At 43.3% G+C, this 23,289-nt stretch carries 24 protein-coding genes; 14 read left to right on the forward strand and 10 right to left on the reverse strand.

What is annotated here, in order from left to right; translation table 11 throughout:
• Positions 1-140: 140 nt before the first annotated feature.
• A complete protein-coding gene (locus AC1DOV_RS02385) occupies positions 141-1,748 on the reverse strand; it encodes a glycoside hydrolase family 43 protein (RefSeq protein ID WP_477510225.1) in 1,608 nt (535 codons plus the stop codon).
• 150 nt (positions 1,749-1,898) lie between these two features.
• Here AC1DOV_RS02385 and AC1DOV_RS02390 point away from each other — a divergent pair, with 150 nt between their 5' ends.
• The 6 genes from AC1DOV_RS02390 to AC1DOV_RS02415 all read left to right on the forward strand — a co-directional run bounded on the left by AC1DOV_RS02390 (position 1,899) and on the right by AC1DOV_RS02415 (position 6,690).
• Positions 1,899-2,786 (forward strand): AraC family transcriptional regulator, encoded by an 888-nt coding sequence (locus AC1DOV_RS02390; RefSeq protein WP_477510226.1) that lies wholly within the window; start codon positions 1,899-1,901, stop codon positions 2,784-2,786.
• A gap of 81 nt (positions 2,787-2,867) precedes the next feature.
• A complete protein-coding gene (locus AC1DOV_RS02395) occupies positions 2,868-3,299 on the forward strand; it encodes a GNAT family N-acetyltransferase (protein WP_076268737.1) in 432 nt (143 codons plus the stop codon).
• A gap of 103 nt (positions 3,300-3,402) precedes the next feature.
• Positions 3,403-3,990 carry a hypothetical protein gene (locus tag AC1DOV_RS02400; protein WP_441878741.1) on the forward strand — a complete coding sequence of 196 codons (588 nt, stop codon included), beginning with the start codon at positions 3,403-3,405 and terminating at the stop codon, positions 3,988-3,990.
• 83 nt (positions 3,991-4,073) lie between these two features.
• A complete protein-coding gene (locus AC1DOV_RS02405) occupies positions 4,074-4,958 on the forward strand; it encodes a LysR family transcriptional regulator (RefSeq protein WP_477510854.1) in 885 nt (294 codons plus the stop codon).
• Positions 4,959-5,068: 110 nt separating this feature from the next.
• Complete coding sequence (locus tag AC1DOV_RS02410; RefSeq protein WP_477549076.1) at positions 5,069-5,506, forward strand: rhodanese-like domain-containing protein; 438 nt, start codon at positions 5,069-5,071, stop codon at positions 5,504-5,506.
• Positions 5,507-5,631: 125 nt separating this feature from the next.
• Positions 5,632-6,690, forward strand: a complete 1,059-nt coding sequence (locus AC1DOV_RS02415) for a serine hydrolase domain-containing protein (RefSeq protein WP_477549077.1) — start codon at positions 5,632-5,634, stop codon at positions 6,688-6,690.
• An 89-nt stretch (positions 6,691-6,779) separates the two neighbouring features.
• Here AC1DOV_RS02415 and AC1DOV_RS02420 read toward each other — a convergent pair whose 3' ends face one another.
• From AC1DOV_RS02420 to deoC, 6 genes are all read right to left on the reverse strand, one after another.
• Positions 6,780-8,081, reverse strand: a complete 1,302-nt coding sequence (locus AC1DOV_RS02420) for a pyrimidine-nucleoside phosphorylase (protein ID WP_339206672.1) — start codon at positions 8,079-8,081, stop codon at positions 6,780-6,782.
• 41 nt (positions 8,082-8,122) lie between these two features.
• Complete coding sequence (gene deoD / locus AC1DOV_RS02425; RefSeq protein ID WP_477549078.1) at positions 8,123-8,830, reverse strand: purine-nucleoside phosphorylase; 708 nt, start codon at positions 8,828-8,830, stop codon at positions 8,123-8,125.
• A gap of 21 nt (positions 8,831-8,851) precedes the next feature.
• Entirely contained in the window at positions 8,852-10,033 is a 1,182-nt protein-coding gene (gene deoB / locus AC1DOV_RS02430; RefSeq protein WP_441878731.1) for a phosphopentomutase, read from the reverse strand.
• Positions 10,034-10,050: 17 nt separating this feature from the next.
• Positions 10,051-11,232 carry a NupC/NupG family nucleoside CNT transporter gene (locus AC1DOV_RS02435; protein WP_477549079.1) on the reverse strand — a complete coding sequence of 394 codons (1,182 nt, stop codon included), beginning with the start codon at positions 11,230-11,232 and terminating at the stop codon, positions 10,051-10,053.
• 76 nt (positions 11,233-11,308) lie between these two features.
• The gene (locus AC1DOV_RS02440) at positions 11,309-11,701 is read right to left on the reverse strand and encodes a cytidine deaminase (RefSeq protein WP_076268745.1); all 393 of its coding nucleotides are present in this window, start codon (positions 11,699-11,701) and stop codon (positions 11,309-11,311) included.
• 55 nt (positions 11,702-11,756) lie between these two features.
• Positions 11,757-12,425, reverse strand: a complete 669-nt coding sequence (gene deoC / locus AC1DOV_RS02445) for a deoxyribose-phosphate aldolase (RefSeq protein WP_477549080.1) — start codon at positions 12,423-12,425, stop codon at positions 11,757-11,759.
• 308 nt (positions 12,426-12,733) lie between these two features.
• Here deoC and AC1DOV_RS02450 point away from each other — a divergent pair, with 308 nt between their 5' ends.
• Both AC1DOV_RS02450 and AC1DOV_RS02455 read left to right on the forward strand, forming a co-directional pair.
• Positions 12,734-13,240 (forward strand): HEAT repeat domain-containing protein, encoded by a 507-nt coding sequence (locus AC1DOV_RS02450; RefSeq protein WP_477510850.1) that lies wholly within the window; start codon positions 12,734-12,736, stop codon positions 13,238-13,240.
• Positions 13,241-13,330: 90 nt separating this feature from the next.
• The gene (locus AC1DOV_RS02455; RefSeq protein WP_477549081.1) at positions 13,331-13,951 is read left to right on the forward strand and encodes a DUF1361 domain-containing protein; all 621 of its coding nucleotides are present in this window, start codon (positions 13,331-13,333) and stop codon (positions 13,949-13,951) included.
• A 110-nt stretch (positions 13,952-14,061) separates the two neighbouring features.
• On the opposite strand, the gene AC1DOV_RS02460 is transcribed toward AC1DOV_RS02455, so the two are convergent.
• Entirely contained in the window at positions 14,062-15,264 is a 1,203-nt protein-coding gene (locus AC1DOV_RS02460; RefSeq protein WP_477549220.1) for a carboxylate--amine ligase, read from the reverse strand.
• 207 nt (positions 15,265-15,471) lie between these two features.
• On the opposite strand from AC1DOV_RS02460, the gene AC1DOV_RS02465 reads away from it, so the two are divergent.
• A complete protein-coding gene (locus AC1DOV_RS02465; protein ID WP_477549082.1) occupies positions 15,472-16,098 on the forward strand; it encodes a hypothetical protein in 627 nt (208 codons plus the stop codon).
• 26 nt (positions 16,099-16,124) lie between these two features.
• Complete coding sequence (locus tag AC1DOV_RS02470) at positions 16,125-16,478, forward strand: DUF3221 domain-containing protein (RefSeq protein ID WP_477549083.1); 354 nt, start codon at positions 16,125-16,127, stop codon at positions 16,476-16,478.
• On the opposite strand, the gene AC1DOV_RS02475 is transcribed toward AC1DOV_RS02470, so the two are convergent.
• Positions 16,465-16,917, reverse strand: coding sequence for a hypothetical protein (locus AC1DOV_RS02475; RefSeq protein WP_477549084.1), 453 nt, complete (start codon positions 16,915-16,917; stop codon positions 16,465-16,467). The genes AC1DOV_RS02470 and AC1DOV_RS02475 overlap by 14 nt on opposite strands.
• Positions 16,918-17,255: 338 nt before the next feature.
• Positions 17,256-17,471 carry a hypothetical protein gene (locus AC1DOV_RS02480; protein ID WP_477549085.1) on the reverse strand — a complete coding sequence of 72 codons (216 nt, stop codon included), beginning with the start codon at positions 17,469-17,471 and terminating at the stop codon, positions 17,256-17,258.
• Between the two features lie 279 nt (positions 17,472-17,750).
• Between AC1DOV_RS02480 and AC1DOV_RS02485 the strand changes: the two genes are divergently transcribed.
• The 4 genes from AC1DOV_RS02485 (at position 17,751) to AC1DOV_RS02500 (ending at position 23,206) form a co-directional block, all read left to right on the forward strand.
• Positions 17,751-19,379, forward strand: coding sequence for a glycoside hydrolase family 5 protein (locus AC1DOV_RS02485; protein ID WP_477510844.1), 1,629 nt, complete (start codon positions 17,751-17,753; stop codon positions 19,377-19,379).
• A 241-nt stretch (positions 19,380-19,620) separates the two neighbouring features.
• Complete coding sequence (locus AC1DOV_RS02490; RefSeq protein ID WP_339209495.1) at positions 19,621-20,556, forward strand: ABC transporter permease; 936 nt, start codon at positions 19,621-19,623, stop codon at positions 20,554-20,556.
• An 81-nt stretch (positions 20,557-20,637) separates the two neighbouring features.
• The gene (locus AC1DOV_RS02495; protein ID WP_083682147.1) at positions 20,638-21,462 is read left to right on the forward strand and encodes a carbohydrate ABC transporter permease; all 825 of its coding nucleotides are present in this window, start codon (positions 20,638-20,640) and stop codon (positions 21,460-21,462) included.
• Between the two features lie 79 nt (positions 21,463-21,541).
• Positions 21,542-23,206, forward strand: coding sequence for an extracellular solute-binding protein (locus AC1DOV_RS02500; protein ID WP_339206686.1), 1,665 nt, complete (start codon positions 21,542-21,544; stop codon positions 23,204-23,206).
• Positions 23,207-23,289 lie beyond the last annotated feature (83 nt).

Genomic DNA, 23,289 nt, shown 5'->3' on the forward strand with positions numbered 1-23,289 from the left:
GTCGTCCACTTGGCAGTATCTGAACCGTACAAGAACCTCCAATCACAGCAGTGATTATGGAGGTTCTTTCGTTTATGCAAAGTATAAAAAAAGAAAGCTCTTAGGAACGATGCTCAGCTCCCAAAAGCTTTCTTGCTTCATTAATGATTGTCGTATATAAAATAATCAAAGTCTGCGTGCAGGCTGCGTCCCGATGTATCCTGACACTGCATGCCGACGAATGCGCCTGTGAAGAAGCCGCCGCCTTGAATGTAGTCATCCGATAGCTTGTAGCATTCGAAGTTTACAGGCAGACGAGTCCAGCTCTTGCCATCAAACGAATAAGAGTAGTAGTACAGTGTATTCTCTACGTCAACACGGACATGCACATAGGCAACGTCTTCTGGAATTGCTATTTCGTTTCCTTGAAGCGGCTCAGAGAACGAAAAATTATCGCATGCAACAAGCTGCAAAATTCTTCCCTTTTCCTCATTCCATGAAATTTGGCAGGATGTCCAGTTTTGCGTATTGTAGTAGTTCACAAGCCCAGCTGATTGTTGGAAGGACGTCGGTTGAAATGCGATTTTTGTTTCAGCTGTAAAGTTGAAATGCTGCCATCTCCTTGCGATAAATGACTGCGTAAATTTAGAAGTCAATGATTCTTTGCCGTATAGACGAAGATGTCCAGGGTTATCGGTCAAAGAAACAATTTGATCTCCTAAAGGGATGCGCAGGCTTTGGAAATGCAGATTTAGCGTGCTGCTATCGAAATCATCCTTAACTGGATAATCGCGTTCCCATTTCACTTCGGGAATGTTAGGTCCTTCAATGACAAGGGAAGGCTGGTTGCCGCCAACGACATAAGGCCAATCATTGCGCCATTCGAGCCGCTGAATAGCTGTTTCTCTGCCAAGCGGGCAGTAACCACGCGGATCAAGCAGCGGCTGGCCTTCTCTAGAGAGAGGTCGTCCAACAAGATGCACTAAGAACCATTCGCCGGTATGCGTTTGAACGATAGAAGCATGGCCAGCCTTTTGCAATGGAATACGCGGTGCATGGAACGATGAGATTAACGGATTTTCCGGATGCACCTCATATGGTCCGGCAAGCTGTTTGGAGCGAGCGATGGTCGCCTGATGCTCATATTTGGTGCCGCCCTCAGCCGTAAGCAAGTAATAGTAGCCATTCATTTTATAAAGGTGAGGAGCTTCGGTCAGCTTAATATCGGTTCCTTTGAAAATAATTTCAGGTTTGCCGATTAGCTTTTGCTCGCTCGCGCTGTATTCCTGTAGCAAAATACCATAGAAGTTGTGATGGCCGACCCGTTGATCCCACATCATGTTTACAAAATACTTTTTGCCGTCCTCGTCATGGAACAACGATGGATCGAAGCCGGAGCTATTCACATGAATGGGCTCGGACCATTCACCATCAATCGTGTCGCAGGTAACCAAATAGTTGTGGCAGTCTTTCCATTGCCCTTCGGTCACTTTCACATCGGTATAGATCAGCCAAAATTTATTGTCGCTATAGGATAGTGCAGGAGCCCAAATACCGCCAGAATCAGGATTGCCCATCATGTTTAGCTGGCTGAGCCTGCTTAAAGGTCTTGCGGCAAGCCTCCAGTTTTTTAAATCCTTAGAGTGGTAAATGCCAACGCCGGGAAACCATTCGAAGGTTGAAACCGCAATATAGTAGTCTTCTCCTACACGGCAAATACAGGGGTCTGGATTAAAGCCAGGTAAAAGCGGATTTTGGATGGCAGTCATATCTTTTCTCCTTTTTAGGAAATGAATTGTAATCTATACTATCTATATCATAGCAATGATTTTAACCCGTTCCCATATCCATACCATGTTGATATTTACCCAAATCAATCATATTTTTGGGCATGCAAATAAGGAAGGAGAAGCGCGCTTATGCAAATAAAAATAGAGTCAGCTAGAAAGGAATTTATGCTGCCTGATATGGATTCCACCTTCCGTGTTTTTGCAGCACACTGGCGTACGGTTGATCCGGAATGGAAATACCCGCTGCATAAGCATCCTCTATTTGAAGTGAATCTCGTATTATCGGGAACGCAGGAGATGAAGGTTAACGGACATGCCTATAAGCAAGGTCCAGGTGATCTTATATTGCTCAATCCAGGGGACAATCATGAAAGCTCTGTCGTTTGTAATGATGAAATGACCTATTACTGCTTGCATTTTGACGTGGATGAGAGGTCTTTCCGTGAGCTTCTTATTCGCAATAGCCATTGTTTTCACGAAGCTGGCAGTGAGCTGGCAGTAGCAATCAAGCCAGCTTTGGATAAATTAATGGCATTAACCTCTGAAGAAGCAGTGGTACGAGTAGAATCTCGCATGAATATTTTGTCTGCTTTATTTGAACTGTTTGCCGGATTAAGCGGTACGCTGTCTGAGCTTAACCGCGGTGATGAGGCTGGTGCACGAAAATCGGCTGCAGCAGCACAGATTGCGACTATGCTGGAGCGTACGGTTGAGGGTGCGGCAAGCAGAAGAGAGCAGGAGGACGAGATGGAGACGATAAAATTAATTGCGGATTCGGTGGGTTACAGCATGTCGTCGGTCAATCGCATGTTTACCCAGGTGTATGGCGTGTCTCCCCGTCAATATTTGTCCACTTTGATGCTGAAAAAAGCGAAGCTGCTGTTGATGAATCCCGAAGCAACGGTAGAGTCGATATCGGCGAGGCTTGGCTACCATAATATTGCGCACTTCAGCAGGCAGTTCAAACGTTGGACGGGAGAGTCGCCAAGCAGCTTCCGCAGCCGTTTCCATGAATAAGCAAAACGCTTCATCTTGAATGTGCAATATACTATAATTGGAAAGTGATCATTATATTATCTTATTTGGCGGTGGAAACTAGTGTCAGCTGAAATTACTTATGGAAGCAAAGAAGAAAGCGAATACGTGAAAAGAAAACTGATCGAGTATAATCATGGGCATGTCCCCGACGAGTTGAAAAACAATTATGAGGAAATAAACCTGACGATAAAGGATGATGAAGGCAAAATCCTTGGCGGACTATTAAGCGTCTTTTGCTGGAATTGGATAGAGGTCGATATTTTGTGGGTAGATCAAGCTCTTAGAGGCACAGGTCTCGGCAGCCAGCTGCTATCCCAAATAGAGAAAATAGCTAAAGAGAAGAAATGCACCTTCATTAAGCTAAACACGTTTAGTTTTCAGGCGCCGGAATTTTATAAGAAAAACGGTTATAGAGAAGTGGCGGTTTTTGAAGACGCGCCCTTAGGCAGCAAACATTATTATTTTCGAAAAGATATTAGTCCGTTGACTTAAATTAGATGCGACTGCGGTTATTGCTTTGAAGTCGGCAGCAGAGCAGCAACAATTATTTCCATCCCATCGTTATAGGATATAAGAATGAATGGGAGTGATGAACATGAGAAATAAAGTACTATTACTAACACTTAGCTTCATCTGTTTGTTTATCGTAGTGAACGCTAATTTTGTCCATGCTTGCTCACCTATCCCATGGAACTTTGAAGAGGCTTATGAGTCGAAAGCTATGGTTTATGGCAAGGTGGCTGATATAAGTGAGGACGGAAGAAAAGTTACACTGGCTGTTACTTCATATGCTGGACCGGGCAAAGCGCCGCAGACGATTTATTTGCCAGAAACGATAGACAATAGAAGCAAATATCCAGCTGGAAATGCATGTCCTGATTTTTCTATGAAGTTCAAATCCGGTGAAGAATACGTCTTTTTCTTATCTGACATCCCTCCTAATCTTAAATTGCTATCCCCAAGCTGGATAACGGCATCTAAAGTAGAAAATGGGCAGGTCGAAGTTGGATATCCTAATGGTGAAACAGACTCCTCGCAAGATCGGTTGAAGGAATTTGCAGATTCAAAGAATTACGAGATACAGTCGCCACATAGCACATCTCCTATTTGGGGAAAAAGCGATAAGTTATTAGTGCCGTCCATGATCGTAGTCGGCTTGCGCATCATGTTAGGACGTATTTAATGTTGTGAAATACGAATGAACAACAGCTAAATCCTAGTTACAATAGGGGGAACGATTCTCCCTATAGAAAGGGGAATAGCGCCTTGGAATTAACGTACTTAAAAACATTTCGCGAAGTAGCAAAGTGGGGGAGCTTCACACGAGCTGCTGAAACTCTGGGTTATGCGCAGTCGAGTATTACGACTCAAATTCAGAAGCTTGAAGAATCGTATGGGGCAGTTCTAGTGGAGCGATTTGGGAGGAAAATGAGGCTAACGATGGCCGGGGAAACGCTATTGCAATATGCCGACGATATCGTTAGGCTGCATGAGGAGTCAAAAGAAGTTCTCTCCACACAGTCGAAGGGCACGCTGACCATTGGTACGATTGAGACATTGGCTGCTTTTTTCCTCCCCCCGCATCTTCAGGCGTATCGTTTAAGCTACCCGCAGGTTAACATTGTCATTCAGCCGGGGAATGAACCGGTAATTATCGAGAGTGTAAAAGAGGGAGCTTTAGATGTCGGGATCATCTTAGATCCGCCGTTTGCTGATCCTGAGCTTCACAGCTGTATTTTGAGGGAAGAGGAGCTTGTCATCATTGCAAGTCCCGATCATCGCTTCGTAAGCTTTGATAAGGTGCAGGTTGAAGATTTGGAGAACGAATCGATGATTTTAACAGAGAATGGCTGCACCTACCGGGCTATGCTGCTCAAGGTACTCAAACATAACCATGTGAATTATACATTATCGTATGAGTTTGGCAATTTAGAAGCGATTAAGCAGTGTGTGATGTACGGTCTTGGAATTGCTTTATTGCCGCGTATTGTCGTTGCTGATGCGGTTCAGAAAGGCGAGTTGATTGCTGTTCCTTTTGCGCACCCCGATTGTAAGTTCTATACACAGCTCATCTATGCCAAGAAGAAATGGAAATCCAAAGCGTTTACGGGGTTCTTAGAGCTTGTTGGCGGGGTTAATCATCAAAATTAATGAAGTGTACTATAGATTTCTATCGATAACTCCATTGTTTAAGGCTGTGCTACATTGTATTTAAGAAATCGAACGGCTTAAATATAACAGCCCAAATGGAGGCAGCGGAAATGGAAAACGAATCTTATGTATCGCTTGTTCTTGAAACACCAGCAGCTTCACCGGAGGATACCCATCGTCATTATATGAACAAACTGGCTGTAGAAACAGATGTTTCTGACGTATGTCATGATATGAAGCGGGGCGTTCATGACTTTCTGCTCATCGATGTTCGCAGCGCAAAAGCTTATGAAGAGTGCCATGTTCCTGGTGCGATTAACCTGCCGTCCAATATGATTAATGAGGAGAGGACTTCATCCTTCTCAAAGGAACAAGTCATTGTTGTATACTGCTGGGGGCCGGCATGCAATGGAGCTGCCAAAGGTGCCGCTCGTTTATCTGGGCTTGGCTTTAAGGTAAAGGAGATGCTTGGCGGCATGGAATATTGGCGTAAGGAAGGAAATGAGGTAAATGGCTTGTTAGATGGGTCTGCCCCTTTAATCGGGTAATGAACAAGCCGCGGCTCTCAGGAGTACTAAAACCTGATAACAAATCATTATAGTTAAACTTTATCGGATATGGAAATATGCAAATGGTAAAATGAAGCTATGTTAATAATGAGAGGGTTTTAGAGATGGAAAAAGAACTAACTTCCTTATTTGATCAGTATCATGAGCAGCATCATTTTTCAGGTGCAGGATTAGTGAACAAAGGCGGCAAGGTCATATTCGCCCGAGCATACGGCTTTGCACATAGAGGATTTAAAGTGGCAAACCAGATGAATACGATGTTCGATACAGCTTCGATTACCAAATTGTTTACTGCAGTTGCGATACTTCAGCTTGTTGAGCAAGGCAAAATAAAGCTGGAAGACCGAATTACAGCGATCATCGACCTCACTGGCACCAAAATACCAAGCGACGTTACGATCACTCATTTACTTACGCATACGTCAGGTATTGCTGATGATGCAGATGAAGAAATGGGAGAGAGCTACGAGGATTTGTTCATAAACAAGCCCAATTACTCGATAAGAGATTGTGCTGATTTTATTCCTCAGTTTGCGTATAAGGAACCCAAATTCAAGGCGGGAACTAACGTCAGCTATAATAACTGTGCATTTGTGCTGCTAGGCCTCGCGATTGAGAAAGCAACCAATGGAAACTATCGAAGCTATGTAGATGAACATATATTTCGTGCTTGCGGGATGCAGAATACAGCATTTAGCTCAAAAGATGAGGGAGATGCTCCTATTGCTGAAGGCTACGCCGCCATTTATGACGAACAAAATATAGTCGCGTGGCGTAAAAACATATATTCCTATCCGCCAATGGGTACTTCTGATGGAGGTGCATTTACTACTGTCAGCGACCTTGACTTGTTCATGCGTGCACTCATTAATGGAAGGTTGTTATCCGAGGAGATGACGACCGAGATCATGAAGCCTCATTCTGCCATCGAACAAAAGTATGAATGGGGCAAAATCGTAAACGGATATGGCTTTCATTTTCTCTACAATAATGATGGCAAACTAATTCGAATGTATAAAGAGGGTTCAAATGCAGGTGTAGCTGCTATGTTTGCCTATTACCCGGAGATGGATTCTACCAGTATTATACTGGCAAATCAAACCTGCAACGTATGGGAGCTACATTTCAAAGCAGAGCAGCTGTTGCTGGCTGAAGGTAATTAAATCGGTGCATATGGTCTGCTGTAATTAAAGAAGAGGACTGTTGTAGCTGCCTAAACGGCAAGCTCCAACGGTCCTCTTCTTTAATTATATTATTCTGTCACAATTCCGTAGATGAGTACGGGTGGTGTTACGCTGCTGCCGATGCGGATGTTTTCGTAAATGATATTAAGCACATCATCAACATTCTCACGGTTGGAATGAATCGTAACGAGGGATTCACCTGTTTTAACCGCATCGCCGATTTTTTTATTCAGCATGAGGCCAACAGCCAAATCAATTTCCGATTCCTTCGTCGCACGTCCAGCTCCAAGCAGCATCGCTGCAGTTCCGATCTCATCGGCAATTATTTCAGTGACCACGCCGTCTGCTTTGGCAGGCACTTCAATCAGATAAGGCGCTTGCGGCAATTTCTCAGGATGATCCACAACCGAAGGATCGCCGCCTTGATTAGCGATAAATGATTTGAATTTTTCGAGTGCTTTGCCGTTGCGAATAACTTCCTTCAGCATTTCCTCGGCTTCTTCTAGAGAGCTAGCTTTATTCGCAAGAAACACCATTTGGCTGCCTAGTGCAAGGCAAAGCTCTTCCAAATCTTTAGGTCCTTTTCCTTGAAGTGTATCGATTGCTTCTTTCACTTCAAGCGCGTTGCCGATTGCGAGTCCAAGCGGCTGGCTCATATCCGAGATGACGGCCATCGTCTTACGGCCAACGTTATTGCCTATGCTTACCATAGCATGTGCAAGTTCCTTGGCATCTTCAACGGTTTTCATAAATGCGCCAGCGCCTGTCTTCACATCAAGCACGATAGCATCTGAACCGGCAGCAATCTTCTTGCTCATAATCGAACTGGCAATGAGCGGAATAGAATCTACCGTTGCTGTAACATCGCGCAAAGCGTATAGCTTCTTATCAGCTGGCGTCAAATTGCCGGATTGTCCGATAACCGCAATTTTATCCTTGTTCACGAGGTTCACAAATTCATCCTTGCCGATTTCCACATGGAATCCTGCAATGGCTTCCAGCTTGTCAATTGTACCGCCAGTATGTCCAAGACCGCGGCCTGACATTTTGGCAACCGGGATATCCAGTGCAGCAACAAGTGGAGCAAGTACAAGCGTAGTTGTATCGCCAACACCGCCAGTGGAGTGCTTATCTACCTTCACGCCTTCAATTGCCGACAGATCAATCGTATCGCCGGAATTCACGATCGCCATCGTTAAGTCAGCGCGTTCGCGCTCTGTCATATCCTTGAAGAAGATAGCCATAGCCAAGGCACTAACCTGATAGTCAGGAATTTCATCCTTCGTATAGCCTTCAATAATAAAGTTGATTTCCTCTGTTGTAAGCTCTCCGCCATCACGTTTTTTCTCAATTAGGTCAACCATTCTCATGTTGTTGTCTCCTCGCTGTTCATTGATTATTTAATATCAAATTATAGTGAAATTACGGTTTCAAGAGCAACTTCCATCATATCGTTAAAGGTGCTTTGACGCTCTGCCGAAGTCGTTTCTTCGCCAGTTAGAAGATGGTCGCTTACCGTTAGAATCGTTAGTGCGTTGACGCCGTATTTAGCTGCAAGAGTATAAAGTGCTGTTGTTTCCATTTCTACACCTAGAACGCCGTGATCCATCAGTCTTTGAACGATTGTCTTATCATCGCGGTAGAAAGTATCCGAGCAGAAAATATTGCCGACATGCAATTTAAGCCCTTTTTCACTACCGCGCTCATAGGCTGCCTTCAACAAGGAGAAGCTGCCGATTGGCGAGAAATCATATCCGCCAAAAACATGGCGATTAACGCTGGAATCTGTACAAGCGGCTTGCGCCAAAATAACTTCACGAACATGTACGCTTTCCTGCATAGCGCCGCAAGTGCCTACACGAACTAGATTTTTAACGCCATAGTCCTTAATCAATTCATTCACATAAATACTGATTGAAGGGACGCCCATACCAGTTCCCTGCACGGATATGCGATTTCCTTTATAAGTACCTGTAAAACCTAGCATGCCCCTAACTTCGTTATAGCAGATGACATCCTCCAAATAAGTATCCGCAATATATTTGGCTCTTAGCGGATCACCCGGCAATAAAATAGTTTCTGCAATTTGGCCTTGTTCGGCTGCAATATGAACGCTCATCAACATTCTCCTCTAAAATCGTTATTTTAATTGTCCCAAAAAGCTTTTGCCATGCTCTGGCATCTTAACTCCGAAGTTTTCAGCAATGGTAGCCCCAATATCTGCAAAGGTTTCGCTTATCGGCAGAGCTTGACCAGCTTGTTGAAAACGCGGCGAGTATGCGAGTAGAGGCACATATTCACGAGTATGATCCGTACCATGATAAGTCGGGTCATTGCCGTGATCGGCTGTAATGATCAGCAAATCCTGATCCGTTAATTTGGCAAAAACCTCTGGCAAACGAGCATCATATTCTTCCAATGCTTGTCCATAGCCCTTTGGATCGCGGCGATGCCCGAATAGCGCATCAAAATCAACGAGGTTCAAGAAGCTGATTCCCGTAAACGATTCGTCAAGGGTCGCGATAAATTGATCCATGCCATCTGCATTGGACACTGTACGCACCGTTTTCGTAACACCTTCACCATCGTATATATCGGATATTTTACCAAGAGCGATGACATCAAATCCACCATCTTTTAGCTCATTCATTACTGTTCTATTAAATGGCTTCAATGCATAGTCATGGCGATTAGATGTTCTTTTGAAATGGCCTGGCTCACCAACAAAAGGACGTGCGATAATTCTCCCCAGCATGTAGGGATCTTCCAGTGTGATTTCTCGGCAAAATTCACAAATTTCATAAAGCTCAGACAGTGGAACAACCTCTTCATGAGCAGCAATTTGCAGCACGGAATCAGCAGAAGTGTATACAATCAGTGCGCCCGTCTGCATATGCTCTTCACCAAGCTCGTCGATAATTTCAGTGCCGCTTGCAGGTTTGTTTCCAATGACCTTGCGACCGGTATGAGCTTCAATGCGAGCAATCAATTCCTGCGGGAATCCATCTGCGAAGACGCGAAATGGTACTGCAATATGAAGTCCCATGATCTCCCAGTGGCCCGTCATTGTATCTTTGCCATTGGATGCTTCTTGCATTTTTGTATAATAAGCAAGCGGCTGGTCTGCGACCTTCACTCCAGCAATTTCCTTAATGTTGGATAGTCCGAGCTTAGCCATATTAGGCATCTCCAGACCTCCGCATTCCCGTGCGATATGACCGAGTGTATCGACATCAACGTCCCCGAAGCTGGCTGCATCCGGCGACTCGCCGATACCTACAGAGTCCATGACAACAAGGTGAATTCTTTGAAACTTGTTCATTGGTTTTAGGCTCCTTGTTATTTAATAAACAGTCCGGCAATAATGGCAGACAAGACGCTAACTAAAGTAGCCCCGTACAACAATTTTAACCCAAATCGAGCCACGACGTTACCTTGTTTTTCATGCAGGCCTTTCACAGCGCCGGCAATGATGCCGATCGATGAGAAGTTGGCGAATGAAACTAAAAATACAGAGACAATGCCGACAGCGCGAGCGGACAAATTAGGATATTTTTCTAGCTCAAGCATAGCGACAAACTCGTTGGATACCATTTTTGTAGCCATAATGCTTCCTGCGTCGACTGCGTCTTTCCATGGAACACCCATGATAAAAGCGAAGGGAGCAAAAATATAGCCTAACAGTTCTTGGAACGAGATGCCAATGATACCGCTGAAAAGTCCATTTACGAGCGCGATCATGGCGATAAAACCGATAAGCATAGCTGCGACGATGATAGCAACCTTGAAGCCATCTAATATATATTCGCCCAACACTTCAAAGAAGGATTGTTTTTCTTCTTCTTGCACCTGCAAAATATCGTCTTCCGGCTCAACCTTATAAGGGTTAAGAATGGAAGCGATGATGAATCCGCCAAACAGATTCAAGACAAGCGCTGTTACTACATATTTTGGATCGAGTATTTGCATGTATGAGCCGACGATCGACATCGACACCGTAGACATCGCCGAGGCACACAATGTATACAACCGATGTTTAGGCAGCAACCCGATTTGTTTTTTAACGGAGATGAAAACCTCTGATTGTCCCAAAATTGCAGAAGCTACCGCATTATAGGACTCCAATTTGCCCATGCCATTTATTTTGCTCAAGACAAGACCGATATATTTGACGATAAACGGCAGAACCTTGATGTATTGCAATATACCAATGAGCGCGGAAATAAACACGATTGGTAGCAGCACACTTAAGAAGAAAGAGAACTGTCCTTCATTCAGCAAGCCGCCAAATACGAATTCAATCCCGGTATGGGCAAATCCAAGCAATTTCTCAAACATACTGGAGAAGCCTTTAATTAAGACAGCACCAGCAACGGTATTTAATAGAACGAAGGCTAAGATCACCTGCAGGACGACCATGATAATTAGCGGTTTATAGCGAATGTTCTTTTTGTTATTGCTCGCGATGTAAGAAAGCCCAAGAACAACAAGCAAACCTAATATAGCGATTAAAAATTTCATGGTTCATTCTCCTAGTTAGTTAATATTGTGCGAGTTTAGAATTACTATGAAGCGCTTACAATAGATTCACAGATTACTATTTCATATCGGAGGCTTGAAAAGCACCTGGCAGCAGCTGTGCCATGGTCCATTCTTCTGTATGCCCATGGAGATTTGTTAAATAGATTTTTGTATTCTCATCACAAAATTCGGCCAATACCTGTCGACAAGCGCCGCATGGAGATACAGGACCTTCGGTATCTGCCACTACTGCAATAGCTTCAATGATGCGTTCACCTTCGGATACCGCTTTGAAAATAGCCGTTCGCTCAGCGCAATTCGTTAATCCAAACGATGCATTCTCAATATTACAGCCTCGGTAAATGCGTTTGCTGCCTGTTAGTAGAGCGGCACCAACTGCAAAATGCGAGTAGGGGATATGAGCATGCTGACGGGCTTCAATCGCTTCTTTAATTAACTGTTCCTTCATCCTAAAATCCTCCTGTAAAGGCTGCTCCAAATTGGAGCAGCACCATCATATCTATTTAGTAAGAAGAGGTCGATTGCTCGCCTTCCATAATCTTCACGCCTGAGCTGGCACCGATTCTTGATGCGCCTGCTGCAATCATTTTTTCCATATCTTCAAGACTGCGAATGCCGCCGGAAGCTTTAACGCCGAGCTTGTCCCCAACGGTTTTGCGCATAAGCGCTACGTCTTCAGCAGTTGCTCCGCCAGTTGAAAAACCTGTCGATGTTTTCACGAAATCCGCACCCGCACGAACAGACAACTGACTAGCGCGTACTTTTTCATCGTCTGTAAGCAGTGATGCTTCGATAATTACTTTCACAATAGCTTTACCAGCAGCGGCTTCAACAACAGCTTGAATATCTTTTTGTACAAAGTCGTCGTCGCCATCTTTGAGTGCACCAATGTTAATGACCATATCAACCTCAGTCGCTCCATTTGCAATAGCGTTCTTAGCTTCAAAGGCCTTTGTCTCCGTAGTAGAAGCCCCTAATGGAAATCCGATTACTGTACAAACCTTAACGGTGCTGCCTGCCAATTGCTCAGCAGCGTAAGCTACCCAAGTTGGATTGACGCAAACGGAAGCAAAACTATATTTTCTCGCTTCTGCCGTTAATTTTGTAATCTCAGACTTTGTGGCATCTGCACGCAAAAGCGTATGATCAATCATTCCAGACAAATTTAACATAGCCAGTTCACCTTCCCCTTATACGAATGCTTAATTTCACGCTTATAATAACACGACTTTGAACATATGTAAAATCATAAATGAACAAATGTTCAATCCTAATGTTGGATAATGTAGATTATAAGGAAAAATTCATGAGTTGTACTTACAATGAGCTGATACCTGAGCTTAGAGGTGTATGTTCCGCAACATTCTTTCAGAAAAAAACGTTTTACATTTGGAATGGAAAAATGTAGTGTGTCATCTTTTTAAGATTTGTATACATTAAAGGATTTGTTTTTTTCATCTTATAAAAAGGAGATAAAACAATGTCTGACTTAAAACCATTTGATGCTAATATCATGAAACTAGGCAGCACAAATACACAAGAAGCGTTTCATGCGATACATAATTTGAAAAAACAAGGGACAAGTGTAATTCCAGCTTTAATCGAACAACTGCATGTAAGGGATGTATCTGTACGTACTATGATCGTTGTTGTACTAGGTGAGTTTGGCGAAGCAGCATCAGAATCTACTGCTCAGGTTGCTGCCTTGTTGAAGGAGGACAATGAACAGCTCAGAATGGCCTCTGCATTAACTTTAACGAGAATAGGCAGCCATAGCGTCCCTTATTTACTGCAAATACTCGCTTCCACAAATGATAAAGCTTGTTTTTGGGCAGCATGGGCATTGTCTTTCATTGATCCCGCTCACATTAATGATGAATCAATTGAACGGTTAAAGCATACCCGAGAAAATCCTGATAGCCCGATTGAAGTTTTTGCAGCGGAAGAGGCATTAGGGAAAATATTAGCCAATCGGCTTCAAAAGTAGAACGAAAAAGCCTTGCGAGGCAATCTCGCAAGGCTTTTGATACCTTTTCACCCGAAAATGCGTAAAATGGATAAAAATAGGAGTGTTTGGATGAATAATCGTTTTAAGGCGAGAATATCTTTTTTTACGTATATAGCGCTTCTGTTTACTTTAGATAACTATTATTCATTTATGATCTTTAATTTATTTCTTGCTTTTGCAGCACTGGAGCTGTCTTTTTTGCTGCCTTTATTTAAGTCGCATAAGAAAAGAAATATGCTGGTTAGTTTTGTTTTCTTTATCGTTTTCATACTGCTCTCGCCAAATGTGTTCTACGTTGTAACCGATCTGATTCATCTCAATTTCTTTTCGTTTGATTATATGGAGGGACTTCACGTTAATGAGTGGTGGAACTTCTTTGTGTTAATCAGCGGGGTTTTCATAGCTCTATTTTTTTACATTTTAATGATCAAAGAGATTCAACTGCTTCTTATAAATACGAAATGGAATAAACTGATTTTATTAGTATTTATGCTGCTCGGCGGTCTAGGGATATATATAGGAAGATTTTTACGCTTTCATTCTATTCATTTGTTTACGGAGCCTTTGTCTGTATTGCAACAAGTGCTTGATTCGTTAAACGGAAATTCATTGCTCTTCATCCTATGGATGAGCGTTTTACAATTTATCGTTTATTGGTTTTTTGTAGATTCAAAAGGGAATGAAGCTTGATGGAGGGAACACCTTACTTATAGAAATTTAATAAAAACCTCCTGTTAATTGAGCTGATTCAGCTGCTTTAACGGGAGGTTTTCCTATTGTGCTATCTTTTCGTCTTATAGTTACGGCTGCCGTATTACCCTCCGTTGTGAAACTTTCCTCACTATTTTTTTGAATACCATATAGCAGAATGATACGGCAGGCGCTGGGTCGCTTAGGCTCCAGATGGCAGGCGCTCTTTTGACAAAATGGGATTTAACGATTGGCAGGACGCTTAACTGTTTGGTTCGGACATAATCGCGCGATGAAATAAGATCTTCAAACAAAAAGCAGAAGGCGATCCCTGTATCGCTTGTAATCGCATAGCTTCCAATCGGCTTGCCTACAAGCTCGTTGTAAGCGAGCAGTGGGAAGTTAACGCCACATTTTTGTAGGAGAGGGTCCAGTGTAGTCGTTCTTGCATTAATCTCCAGCAAATAATACTTGCCGGTTACCGCATCTTTCTTGAATTCAATTTCGGCGAAGCCCTTATAGCCAATCGCTTCTAGAAAAGGGGCACCGATGTGGTAAAGCTCCTCTATGTACTTTTGCTTTGTAAAGGAAGAAGCGCCAAAGTTAATCGGGAATTGCCGTAGTTTTTGACAGGTCATCCAGTGAGTTACCTTTGAACTCTGATCCAAGTAGGCATCAAGTGTATAGACATGGTCATCGAAGCCGGGAATAATTCTTTGCACGATAACCTGAAGTTTAGCTTGCCTCGATTTCTCGATTGCAGCTCTCATTTCCTCCAAGTTATGGCATGTGAATATTTTGGCTCGGAAAAAGTCCACGAAAGCTGGAGAGTCCGTGGGTTTCACGATACATGGAAAGCCGATCTCAGCAACGACTCTTTCTTCAAATCGTTCCTCAGCTGGGCTGATCGATTCTGGCACTAATACACCGTGTTTTGTTGTAAGGGTATGGAGATACTCCTTATCCATAATATTGCTCCAAAAGCCTTGAACGTTCATATTTATATGGTAGTACTTTTTGAGTTCGTCCAAATAAGAATCAACGAACTCCACATAAGGGTCGACGCTCGGAAAAAGGACAGGCTTCTTGTCCTGCTTTTTGGCGTAGTCGATTAAATAGTGCAGAAGCTGTTCCTTCTGCTGTTTATAATGAGGAACAATAATTTGCTCGCTTAAGTATTTGGATTTGGCGCCATATGTATTTTGCTTGGAATAATCCATTGCTACTGTATAGATCCCCTTGGAGCCGAGGCCTCTTATGATGCTTAAACCTGTGTAAAAGTTTGAGCCAAGTATGACAGCTTTATTTTCCACCAAACAACACTCGCTTCCTTAGTCATATGAAATAGTTATGTCATTCGCGTTGTTTTCAATCTCTCCTAAATATTGCTAAATATATCATGAGGGCATTTCATTATCAAACACATTTTGATGGATATAGCCATTGCCTGCTCTACTGTATTAGAATAGTTATGCAGGGAATTATTGCAAGCTTAAGTATCTTGTAAGAGGAGAATGGCCATGACACGTGTTCAAGCCGTAATTACTAATCCCTTTTTCGATAAGCCTTTATGGCTTCCAAAAGCAGAGAGCCTAGAAAATGCATATTTATCAAAAAATTCAAGCGCAGAGGATGTTGTTATTTTTCTGACAGTGCTATGTGGCATGAATGATATTGATATAAATAAAGAACCTAATAAAGTGGTAAAAGAACTCATTAATACAGATGAAATTGTACTGAGCGGCGGGATTGCTTTTGAGAGTCATAGCCATGTGATACTTCCCAGTTGTTGCTGTGGATTGGAGCAATGGAAGGAGGTCCTTGACGCGGTCATAAATAAGAAAAGTGCCTGGCTAGGACATGATCCCTTTCCATCTATCGAATACTTGGATCAATCAGTAAGGATTTGGTCGGATGATTACTATGGAGTGATGAATGTTAAACCACCAACAGAACAAGAGAAGCAGAAAATGTTTTTTATTGAATATAACGATATTGAATTGATTGAACAACTGGAGAGTATTGAAGATGATCTATTGGATTTCTTTAAATACGCATTGGTCAAACAATTATCGATGGTCAATGCTGAGCTATTGGACAAGTTTTTCTTGAAATATTGTGAGTGGCTTAGCTTGGAAATAAAATAGCCACCAATCAAATAGGGAGGAACAAGATGAGAAAATGGATAGCGTATTTGGTAGTCGCAATTGCAGTCTGCGGGTTAATCATTGGCATTAATAAACCATTTGAAAAAGGCGATTATATTCTAGAGAAGCAACTTAACAGCAATGACGCTCCAACCCTATTTGTTGTCTATAACATTTCCAAAAAAGAGGCTAAATCCAAATCGCTTTCTGATTTTTTGAATAACGAAAATCATAACGATGTGATGATTATTCGCGTTAATGATAGAGAGCTTTATAATGACCTGAGGATCGGCGAAAGAGTAACGATCAAAACAAAGGGTTACACGATGTTGTCATCCCCACCTCAAGCGGTAGCGGATGAGATTATTAGGCATTCTTGAGCTGCTCTAACGCCGCTTCAATAGGGTTGTCTAGTCGTGTATTCTCCTTGATGTCACTCCAATAAACGATCAGAACGTTTCCTTCCTGATATAATCTCGTAAACGATTTGGAATCGGCATTCTCTGTTTGTTTATTGAGTTCTTCAGCCCCATTAATACGATCTTTTTCAGATTGAAAGATATAAAAATGCATAAACTCAGGTTCATTTTCTTTCTTATTTAGTGGTATTCCTACGGAATAGACCTCGGGAATAACATCGTTTAATTTCGGAGGGTAACCTGTTATCCCATAGGATATTAGCTCTAACTTCTGTGCTTCAATCGCTTTAGTTACATCCTCTAAAATAAACTTATTTTCCTTGCTATTTGTATCTTTGGAGCATCCGCCTAAGATGATGATGCATAATAAAATGAAAAATACTGGTTTTATTTTCGACATAACCGATAGTACACCCCCAACATAATAATAATGCTGCCTCGCGACATTTACTTGTAATCATATAGACACCTTAATGATAGATAAGGTTGCATTATTTGGATGGATTAACCATTTGGAAAGAGTTAAAATCTAACGAATCGTAAGGAGCTTATTTTGCGGAAAAGTGATGTTTAAAGGTGCTAACGAATTACAGCAACGCTAATAGGTACTTTTGTACACGAAAAGGGATGTTTTGAAGGAAATAAGGTTGCTGGTGTTCGTTACATTTTTTAAAAGCGGAAATGTAGGCGGATAACGTGTATCAGATTCGTTACAGGTAGTGATGGTACCTATGGTACCTATGGTACCGCTTGTATCTCTGTTACCTCAGGTACCTTTGGAACTGCTGGTATTTTTGATACCTCTAGTACCTCTAGTACTGCTGATACTGCTGGTTTCGCTGGTACCGCTGGTATCTTTGGCACTTCAGGTACCTCTGGAACTGCTGGAAGTGTTGGTACTGCTGGTACTGCTGGTATCCCTGGCACCTCTGGTACCGCTGGTATCCCTGGCACCTCAGGTACCTCAGGTAACTTTGGAACTACTGGTACCTTTGGTATCCCTGGTACTCATGATACTTCTGGTGGATAGTTCATCATGTACTCTACCTATTCGCATACAAATGCAGATGCATCGCTATACACAAACTAAAACGCAAATCGGCTGCTAGAAGGCTGCGCCTTTCGGATATGCTCTCCGTATTTCGGAATGCTCACCGTAAACTGCGGTCTTGTGCTATATTTTGAGAGAGTAACGATGATAGTTCCAAACCATACATATAAGGAGGCAATCCGATGATGAGCGTGCATAGCAACAACAATGATGTAAGCGGTTTCGTTAGAGCGGAAGGTAAAAAGTTGCTTAATGGAGACGGCAAAGAAATTGTGCTGAGAGGCGTTGGGTTCGGAAGCTGGCTGCTGCCGGAAGGCTATATGTGGAAGTTTCCGCAAGGCGGAGACCGTCCGCGCAAAATCGAGGCGATGGTCAAGGAATTAATCGGCGAAGAGAAAGCAGCACAGTTCTGGGATAGTTATGTGGAGCGTTATGTGGATGAGATTGATGTCCGCGAAGTAGCGAAGCAGGGCTTTAATTCCGTGAGGTTTCCAATCAATGCTCGCGGAATTCTAGAACAAGGCGAAGAGATCATTTTTAATGAAAAAAGGCTTGCACGAATTCATGAAGTGATTGAATGGTGCAGAAAGTATAAGCTGTATGTCATTTTGGATTTGCACGGGGCGCCAGGCGGGCAGACGGGAGCCAACATTGATGATTCGGAAAATGATTTGCCGGAGCTGTTTACGGATCGCCGCAACCAAGAGCTGACGATCGCGATTTGGCGAATGTTCGCAGAGCGCTATAAAGACGATTGGATTATTGCCGGATATGACCTCTTTAATGAACCTCTTCCGGATTGGTTTAACCAATATAACGACCTTGTAGAGCCGCTGCACAAGGAAATTACAGCAGCGATCCGTGAAGTGGACAAGCGTCATATGATCATTATTGAAGGGGTGCATTGGTCAACGGACTGGAGTGTATTCACAGAGAAATTTGATGATAATTTAATGCTGCAATTCCATAAGTATTGGAACAACCCCGATACGGAAAGTATTCAGAAATATATAGATAAGCGTGAGGAGTGGAATGTGCCGATCTTCATGGGTGAAGGCGGTGAAAATAACGCACAGTGGTACAGCGGAGCATTCCAAATGTTCGAGGATCATCAGATTTCGTGGAATTTCTGGACGTGGAAAAAGATGAACACATCAAATTCTCCATACTCTATTCGGATGCCGGAAGGCTGGAATCTGCTGACGGCTTATTTGGAGGGCGGCGCTAAACCGGATGAAGCAACGGCGGAAGCGATCTTAAATGAATATCTCGATAATCTGAAAGTGGACAACTGTGATGCGTTCCCAGGCATATCCCGTGCGCTGCTGCGTCACCTTCCGCTCCAGATTCCTGCTGAATTTTATGGACAAGGTGAGGGTGCCGGCTTTGGCATCGTGAACAAGAAAACGAACAAGACAGGACTGCGTGCAAGTGACGGCGTGCCAATGAGGATGATTACGGGCAAGACCGAGATGCCAAGCTATCATTCAGAGGGCGGCAAGGTTTGGGCAGAGGATAATACGCTTTGTGTTGAGCTGCATCAAGGAGATTGGCTCGCGTATGATGCTTTGTGCGTCGAAGCAAAGTCATTTGATCTGCATGCAGGGCTGCTAGCCGCTGCGGGTCAAGCGACATTATCCATTGAACTAGAAGGCCAAGAGCCGGTGAGCTGTGAGGTAAACGGTGAGGATTGGACGGAGAGCCTGCTTCTAAAGGACATCCATCTACCAGCTGGAGCAGTTCGTGTCATCATCCGTATTTTAAGCGGCAGTGTGGATTTGGATTGGATTGAATTTTCGTTTGCTAAATAGAATGAAAAACTAAAATGTGATGCGAGGCAGGTTCTGCCAGCATCACATTTTTTTGTGCGCAAAAAACGGTAGATGCACCCAAAACCGAAAAATGGTCACCTGAATACGAAATCTAAAGCCTTACGAGACAGGGACCAACAATCTACAATTAAAGTATAAGAGATGCAAAGGCTTACATCAGATTTTCAACAGCATGGGGGTAATTATTTTGAAAACACAGCTAGGTTCAGCGCCTGCTTCCTTGCCTGCTGCGGACGCAAAGGCAGCAAGAAGCAAATGGTTCAAAAAGTTGTACAGCCAACGGCACATTCAAATTATGGCGTTACTAGGCGTGCTATGGATGATTATATTCAACTACGTTCCTATGTATGGCGTTATTATCGCCTTTAAAGAATTCAACATTGTCAAATCCATAAGCGAGGCGCCTTGGGTTGGCTTTATGCACTTTAAGGAGTTTTTCCAGGATGAGAGCTTTGTTGATGTCATGAAAAATACACTCGGCATCAGTCTTATCAAACTTGCAATCGGATTTCCACTACCTATTATTTTTGCATTATTTCTAAACGAGGTTCGTTCGGTCGGCTTCAAAAAAGCGATTCAGACCATTTCGTATTTGCCTCACTTTTTGTCATGGGTTATTCTCGGCGGTATTCTTGCCACTTGGCTTTCGGATGTTGGGATTATTAACAACGTTCTTCTTGCTCTTAATTTCATCGATGAGCCGATTTCCTATTTGGCAGAGCCTAGCTACTTCTGGAGCATCATCATTACATCAGATATATGGAAAGAGCTTGGCTGGTCCGCCATTATCTATCTTGCGGCTATTGCCAGCGTATCGCCAGAGTTGTATGAAGCAGCAACAATTGATGGCGCAGGACGTTTTCAAAAAATGTGGTACGTCACTTTGCCTAGCATTAAGGCGACGATCTCCATTCTGTTCATTCTAGCAGTGAGCGGCGTGCTTAACTCGAACTTTGACCAGATTCTAGTGCTGCGCAACTCATTGAACGAGAGCGCGAGCAACGTTATCGATATTTATGTTTATCAGACGGGCATGCAGCAAGGACGTTATTCCTACTCCACTGCTGTTGGATTGTTTAAGTCTTTAATCGCATTAATTCTATTGCTTATTGCAAATCGAGTAACGAAAAAAATGAACGATACTTCACTGTTCTAGAAACGGAGGCGACTAACCGTGTTTAATATTAAACGTAAAACAAAAGGAGAAGCATTTTTCGATATCTTCAACAATTTCGGTATGCTGCTCATTTGCTTCGCGACCCTATATCCGATTTGGTATGTGCTGGTCAATGCCTTCAATGAAGGGCAGGACGGCATGCGCGGCGGGATCTACTGGTGGCCGCGGGTATTCAGCATCGAGAGCTTCGACGCGGTTTTCCAAAGCAGCGGCATCATGACTGCGATGGGAATTACCGTAGCCAAAACACTGCTTGGCACGGTGCTTCACGTGTTTTTTACGGCGATGGTTGCTTATGCATTCTCACGCAAAGGCCTCATCGGCGGAAAAATATATATTCTCTTCGGAACGGTTACCTTGTTCTTTGGCGGCGGTCTAATCCCGACCTACCTGCTTATGAGAGACCTGCATTTGCTGGATAACTTCATGGTCTATATCATTCCTGCCATGTTCAGCTTCTTCGATCTTATTATCTTCATGACCTTCTTCCGGGATATTCCGGATGGCCTTGAGGAAGCAGCCAAAATTGACGGAGCAAATGACTGGTCGATCTTTGTGCGAGTGATTTTGCCAGTATCGATGCCGGTTATCGCTACAATTGCTTTGTTCCACGGGGTATACCAATGGAATGATTATTTTGCCGGCGTAATCTACATGAACAACATGGACATGCAGCCGATACAAACTTATTTGTACCGTATTGTTGCTCAGTCCAGCTCTAGCCAAATGTTGGCCGCTATCCCTGGAGGTATAGGGAAATCCGTTACTACACAATCCATTAAGCTGGCTACGATGGTTGTCACGACCCTTCCAATCGTTATCGCTTATCCGTTCCTGCAGAAGTATTTCGTAAAAGGAATGATGATCGGTTCGATTAAAGGTTAACTTATGGCAGTACCTTCCGCCCTTTATTGAGCAGAGGATTGCATATATAATCATTCATACAGAGAAGGGGAAGACAAACATGAACAAGAAGCTTAAGCTCAAAAATGTATTGATGCTGATGGTCGCAACGGTTCTAGTCTTTACGACCGCTTGCTCTTCAGGCGGCAACAAAAACAATGGCAAGGAAGAGGGCAATGGCGCTCCTGCTGAGCAAGTGAAGCTTACTCAGGACGATAAGGGCTGGGAAGTGGATAAAAGCCCGATTACGTTCGACTGGTACATCAACTTCTCTTGGTTCCCTAACAAATGGGGCGTAGATGCGACTTCGAAATATATTACTGAAAAAACTGGCGTTAACATTAACTTCATCGTTCCAGCCGGCAACGAAGCTGAGAAGATGAATACAATGATCGCTTCGGGCTCTTTGCCTGACTTTATTACACTAGGCTGGTACGAAGATGCGGTTAAGAAAATGATCGAAGGCGATCTAGTCCTTCCGCTGAACGAGCTTGCTGATCAATATGACCCTTACTTCTACAAAGTAACAGACCCTGCTAAGCTTTCTTGGTACAAACAAGAAAACGGCAATGTATACGGTTATCCGAACTCTTCCTCATCACCTAAGGACTATGAGAAATTCGGAGACAACATTACATCCACGCAAACCTTCCTTGTGCGCAAAGATATGTACGAAGCACTAGGCAAGCCGGATATGCGTACGCCGGAAGGCTTCTTGAATGCACTTGAGGCTGCGAAAAAAATGTATCCTGATGTGAATGGCCAACCGCTTATTCCACTAGGCATGTATGATTTCAGCGACACAGGCAACGCGTCGCTTCAACATTATATTCAGAACTTCCTTGCTATTCCTTACGATAAAGATGGTCAGCTGTATGATCGCAATACAGATCCTGAATACGTAAAATGGCTGAAAACAATGCGTCAAGCGAACGAAGACGGCTTGCTGTCGAAAGATATCTTCATTGACAAGCGCCCGCAAATGGAAGAAAAAATTGCACAAGGCCGTTATTTCGCAATGCTTTACGCTAGATCTGACCTTGCAAACCAACAAAATGCACTATTTGCAAATGATCCGAACTCCATCTACATTGCTGTAGACGGTCCTGCTAATACTAACCTTGATCAGCCGACGCTTGCTGGTCCATCGATCTCAGGTTGGACAGTTACACTGATCTCCAAAGATGTGAAAGACAAAGCGCGCGCGATTCGTTTCCTAGACTATTTGATCTCGGAAGAAGGACAGCATGATACGTTCTTCGGTAAACAAGGCGTAACTTGGGATAATATTGATGGCAAAGATCAGTTCTTGCCAGACGCATTGAATCTATTGAATACAGATCGTGGCGCTTTCGACAAGCAGCTTGGCGCATCCCACACGTTCTGGATGATGATGGATACGAACCTAACGCCAATCTGGTCTCCGCCAGCTGTTGAGCCATTCAAGCAATTGGAAGATTGGACTCGCGGCAAGGCGAAGAGCTTGTCGGAATTCGACCAGTTGAACCCAACTGGCACTTCAGCCGAAGGTATTATGAACACAAAGATAGATCAAGAGTTTGGTAAAGTATTGCCAAAACTAGTGCTTGCTAAATCGGATGCAGAGTTCGATAAAATTTGGGGCGATTTCCTAAAGAAACGTGAGACTCTTGGATTCAGCAAAGTACAAGCCTACAAACAAAAGAAATACGAAGAAAATGTTGCGAAGTTGGACGCAGCAAAATAATATAATCATTTCTACCACTTAGGGGGAAGACCCCAGCGAAAGGTACTCCAGAACCGGAAACGGTCTGGGGTGCTTTTTGTGCA

The organism is Paenibacillus sp. 01T47, assembly GCF_056398245.1.

Bases quoted from the DNA above. Each gene is read 5' to 3' on its own strand.
- AC1DOV_RS02420 (WP_339206672.1), bottom strand. From the start codon at position 8,081: ATGAGAATGGTTGACCTAATTGAGAAAAAACGTGATGGCGGAGAGCTT.
- deoD (WP_477549078.1), bottom strand. From the start codon at position 8,830: ATGAGCGTTCATATTGCAGCCGAACAAGGCCAAATTGCAGAAACTATT.
- deoB (WP_441878731.1), bottom strand. From the start codon at position 10,033: ATGAACAAGTTTCAAAGAATTCACCTTGTTGTCATGGACTCTGTAGGT.
- AC1DOV_RS02385 (WP_477510225.1), bottom strand. From the start codon at position 1,748: ATGACTGCCATCCAAAATCCGCTTTTACCTGGCTTTAATCCAGACCCC.
- AC1DOV_RS02455 (WP_477549081.1), top strand. From the start codon at position 13,331: ATGAATAATCGTTTTAAGGCGAGAATATCTTTTTTTACGTATATAGCG.
- AC1DOV_RS02400 (WP_441878741.1), top strand. From the start codon at position 3,403: ATGAGAAATAAAGTACTATTACTAACACTTAGCTTCATCTGTTTGTTT.
- AC1DOV_RS02495 (WP_083682147.1), top strand. From the start codon at position 20,638: ATGCTGCTCATTTGCTTCGCGACCCTATATCCGATTTGGTATGTGCTG.
- AC1DOV_RS02475 (WP_477549084.1), bottom strand. From the start codon at position 16,917: ATGTCGAAAATAAAACCAGTATTTTTCATTTTATTATGCATCATCATC.
- AC1DOV_RS02435 (WP_477549079.1), bottom strand. From the start codon at position 11,232: ATGAAATTTTTAATCGCTATATTAGGTTTGCTTGTTGTTCTTGGGCTT.
- AC1DOV_RS02450 (WP_477510850.1), top strand. From the start codon at position 12,734: ATGTCTGACTTAAAACCATTTGATGCTAATATCATGAAACTAGGCAGC.
- AC1DOV_RS02500 (WP_339206686.1), top strand. From the start codon at position 21,542: ATGAACAAGAAGCTTAAGCTCAAAAATGTATTGATGCTGATGGTCGCA.
- AC1DOV_RS02485 (WP_477510844.1), top strand. From the start codon at position 17,751: ATGATGAGCGTGCATAGCAACAACAATGATGTAAGCGGTTTCGTTAGA.
- AC1DOV_RS02465 (WP_477549082.1), top strand. From the start codon at position 15,472: ATGACACGTGTTCAAGCCGTAATTACTAATCCCTTTTTCGATAAGCCT.
- AC1DOV_RS02410 (WP_477549076.1), top strand. From the start codon at position 5,069: ATGGAAAACGAATCTTATGTATCGCTTGTTCTTGAAACACCAGCAGCT.
- AC1DOV_RS02415 (WP_477549077.1), top strand. From the start codon at position 5,632: ATGGAAAAAGAACTAACTTCCTTATTTGATCAGTATCATGAGCAGCAT.
- AC1DOV_RS02470 (WP_477549083.1), top strand. From the start codon at position 16,125: ATGAGAAAATGGATAGCGTATTTGGTAGTCGCAATTGCAGTCTGCGGG.
- AC1DOV_RS02390 (WP_477510226.1), top strand. From the start codon at position 1,899: ATGCAAATAAAAATAGAGTCAGCTAGAAAGGAATTTATGCTGCCTGAT.
- AC1DOV_RS02440 (WP_076268745.1), bottom strand. From the start codon at position 11,701: ATGAAGGAACAGTTAATTAAAGAAGCGATTGAAGCCCGTCAGCATGCT.
- deoC (WP_477549080.1), bottom strand. From the start codon at position 12,425: ATGTTAAATTTGTCTGGAATGATTGATCATACGCTTTTGCGTGCAGAT.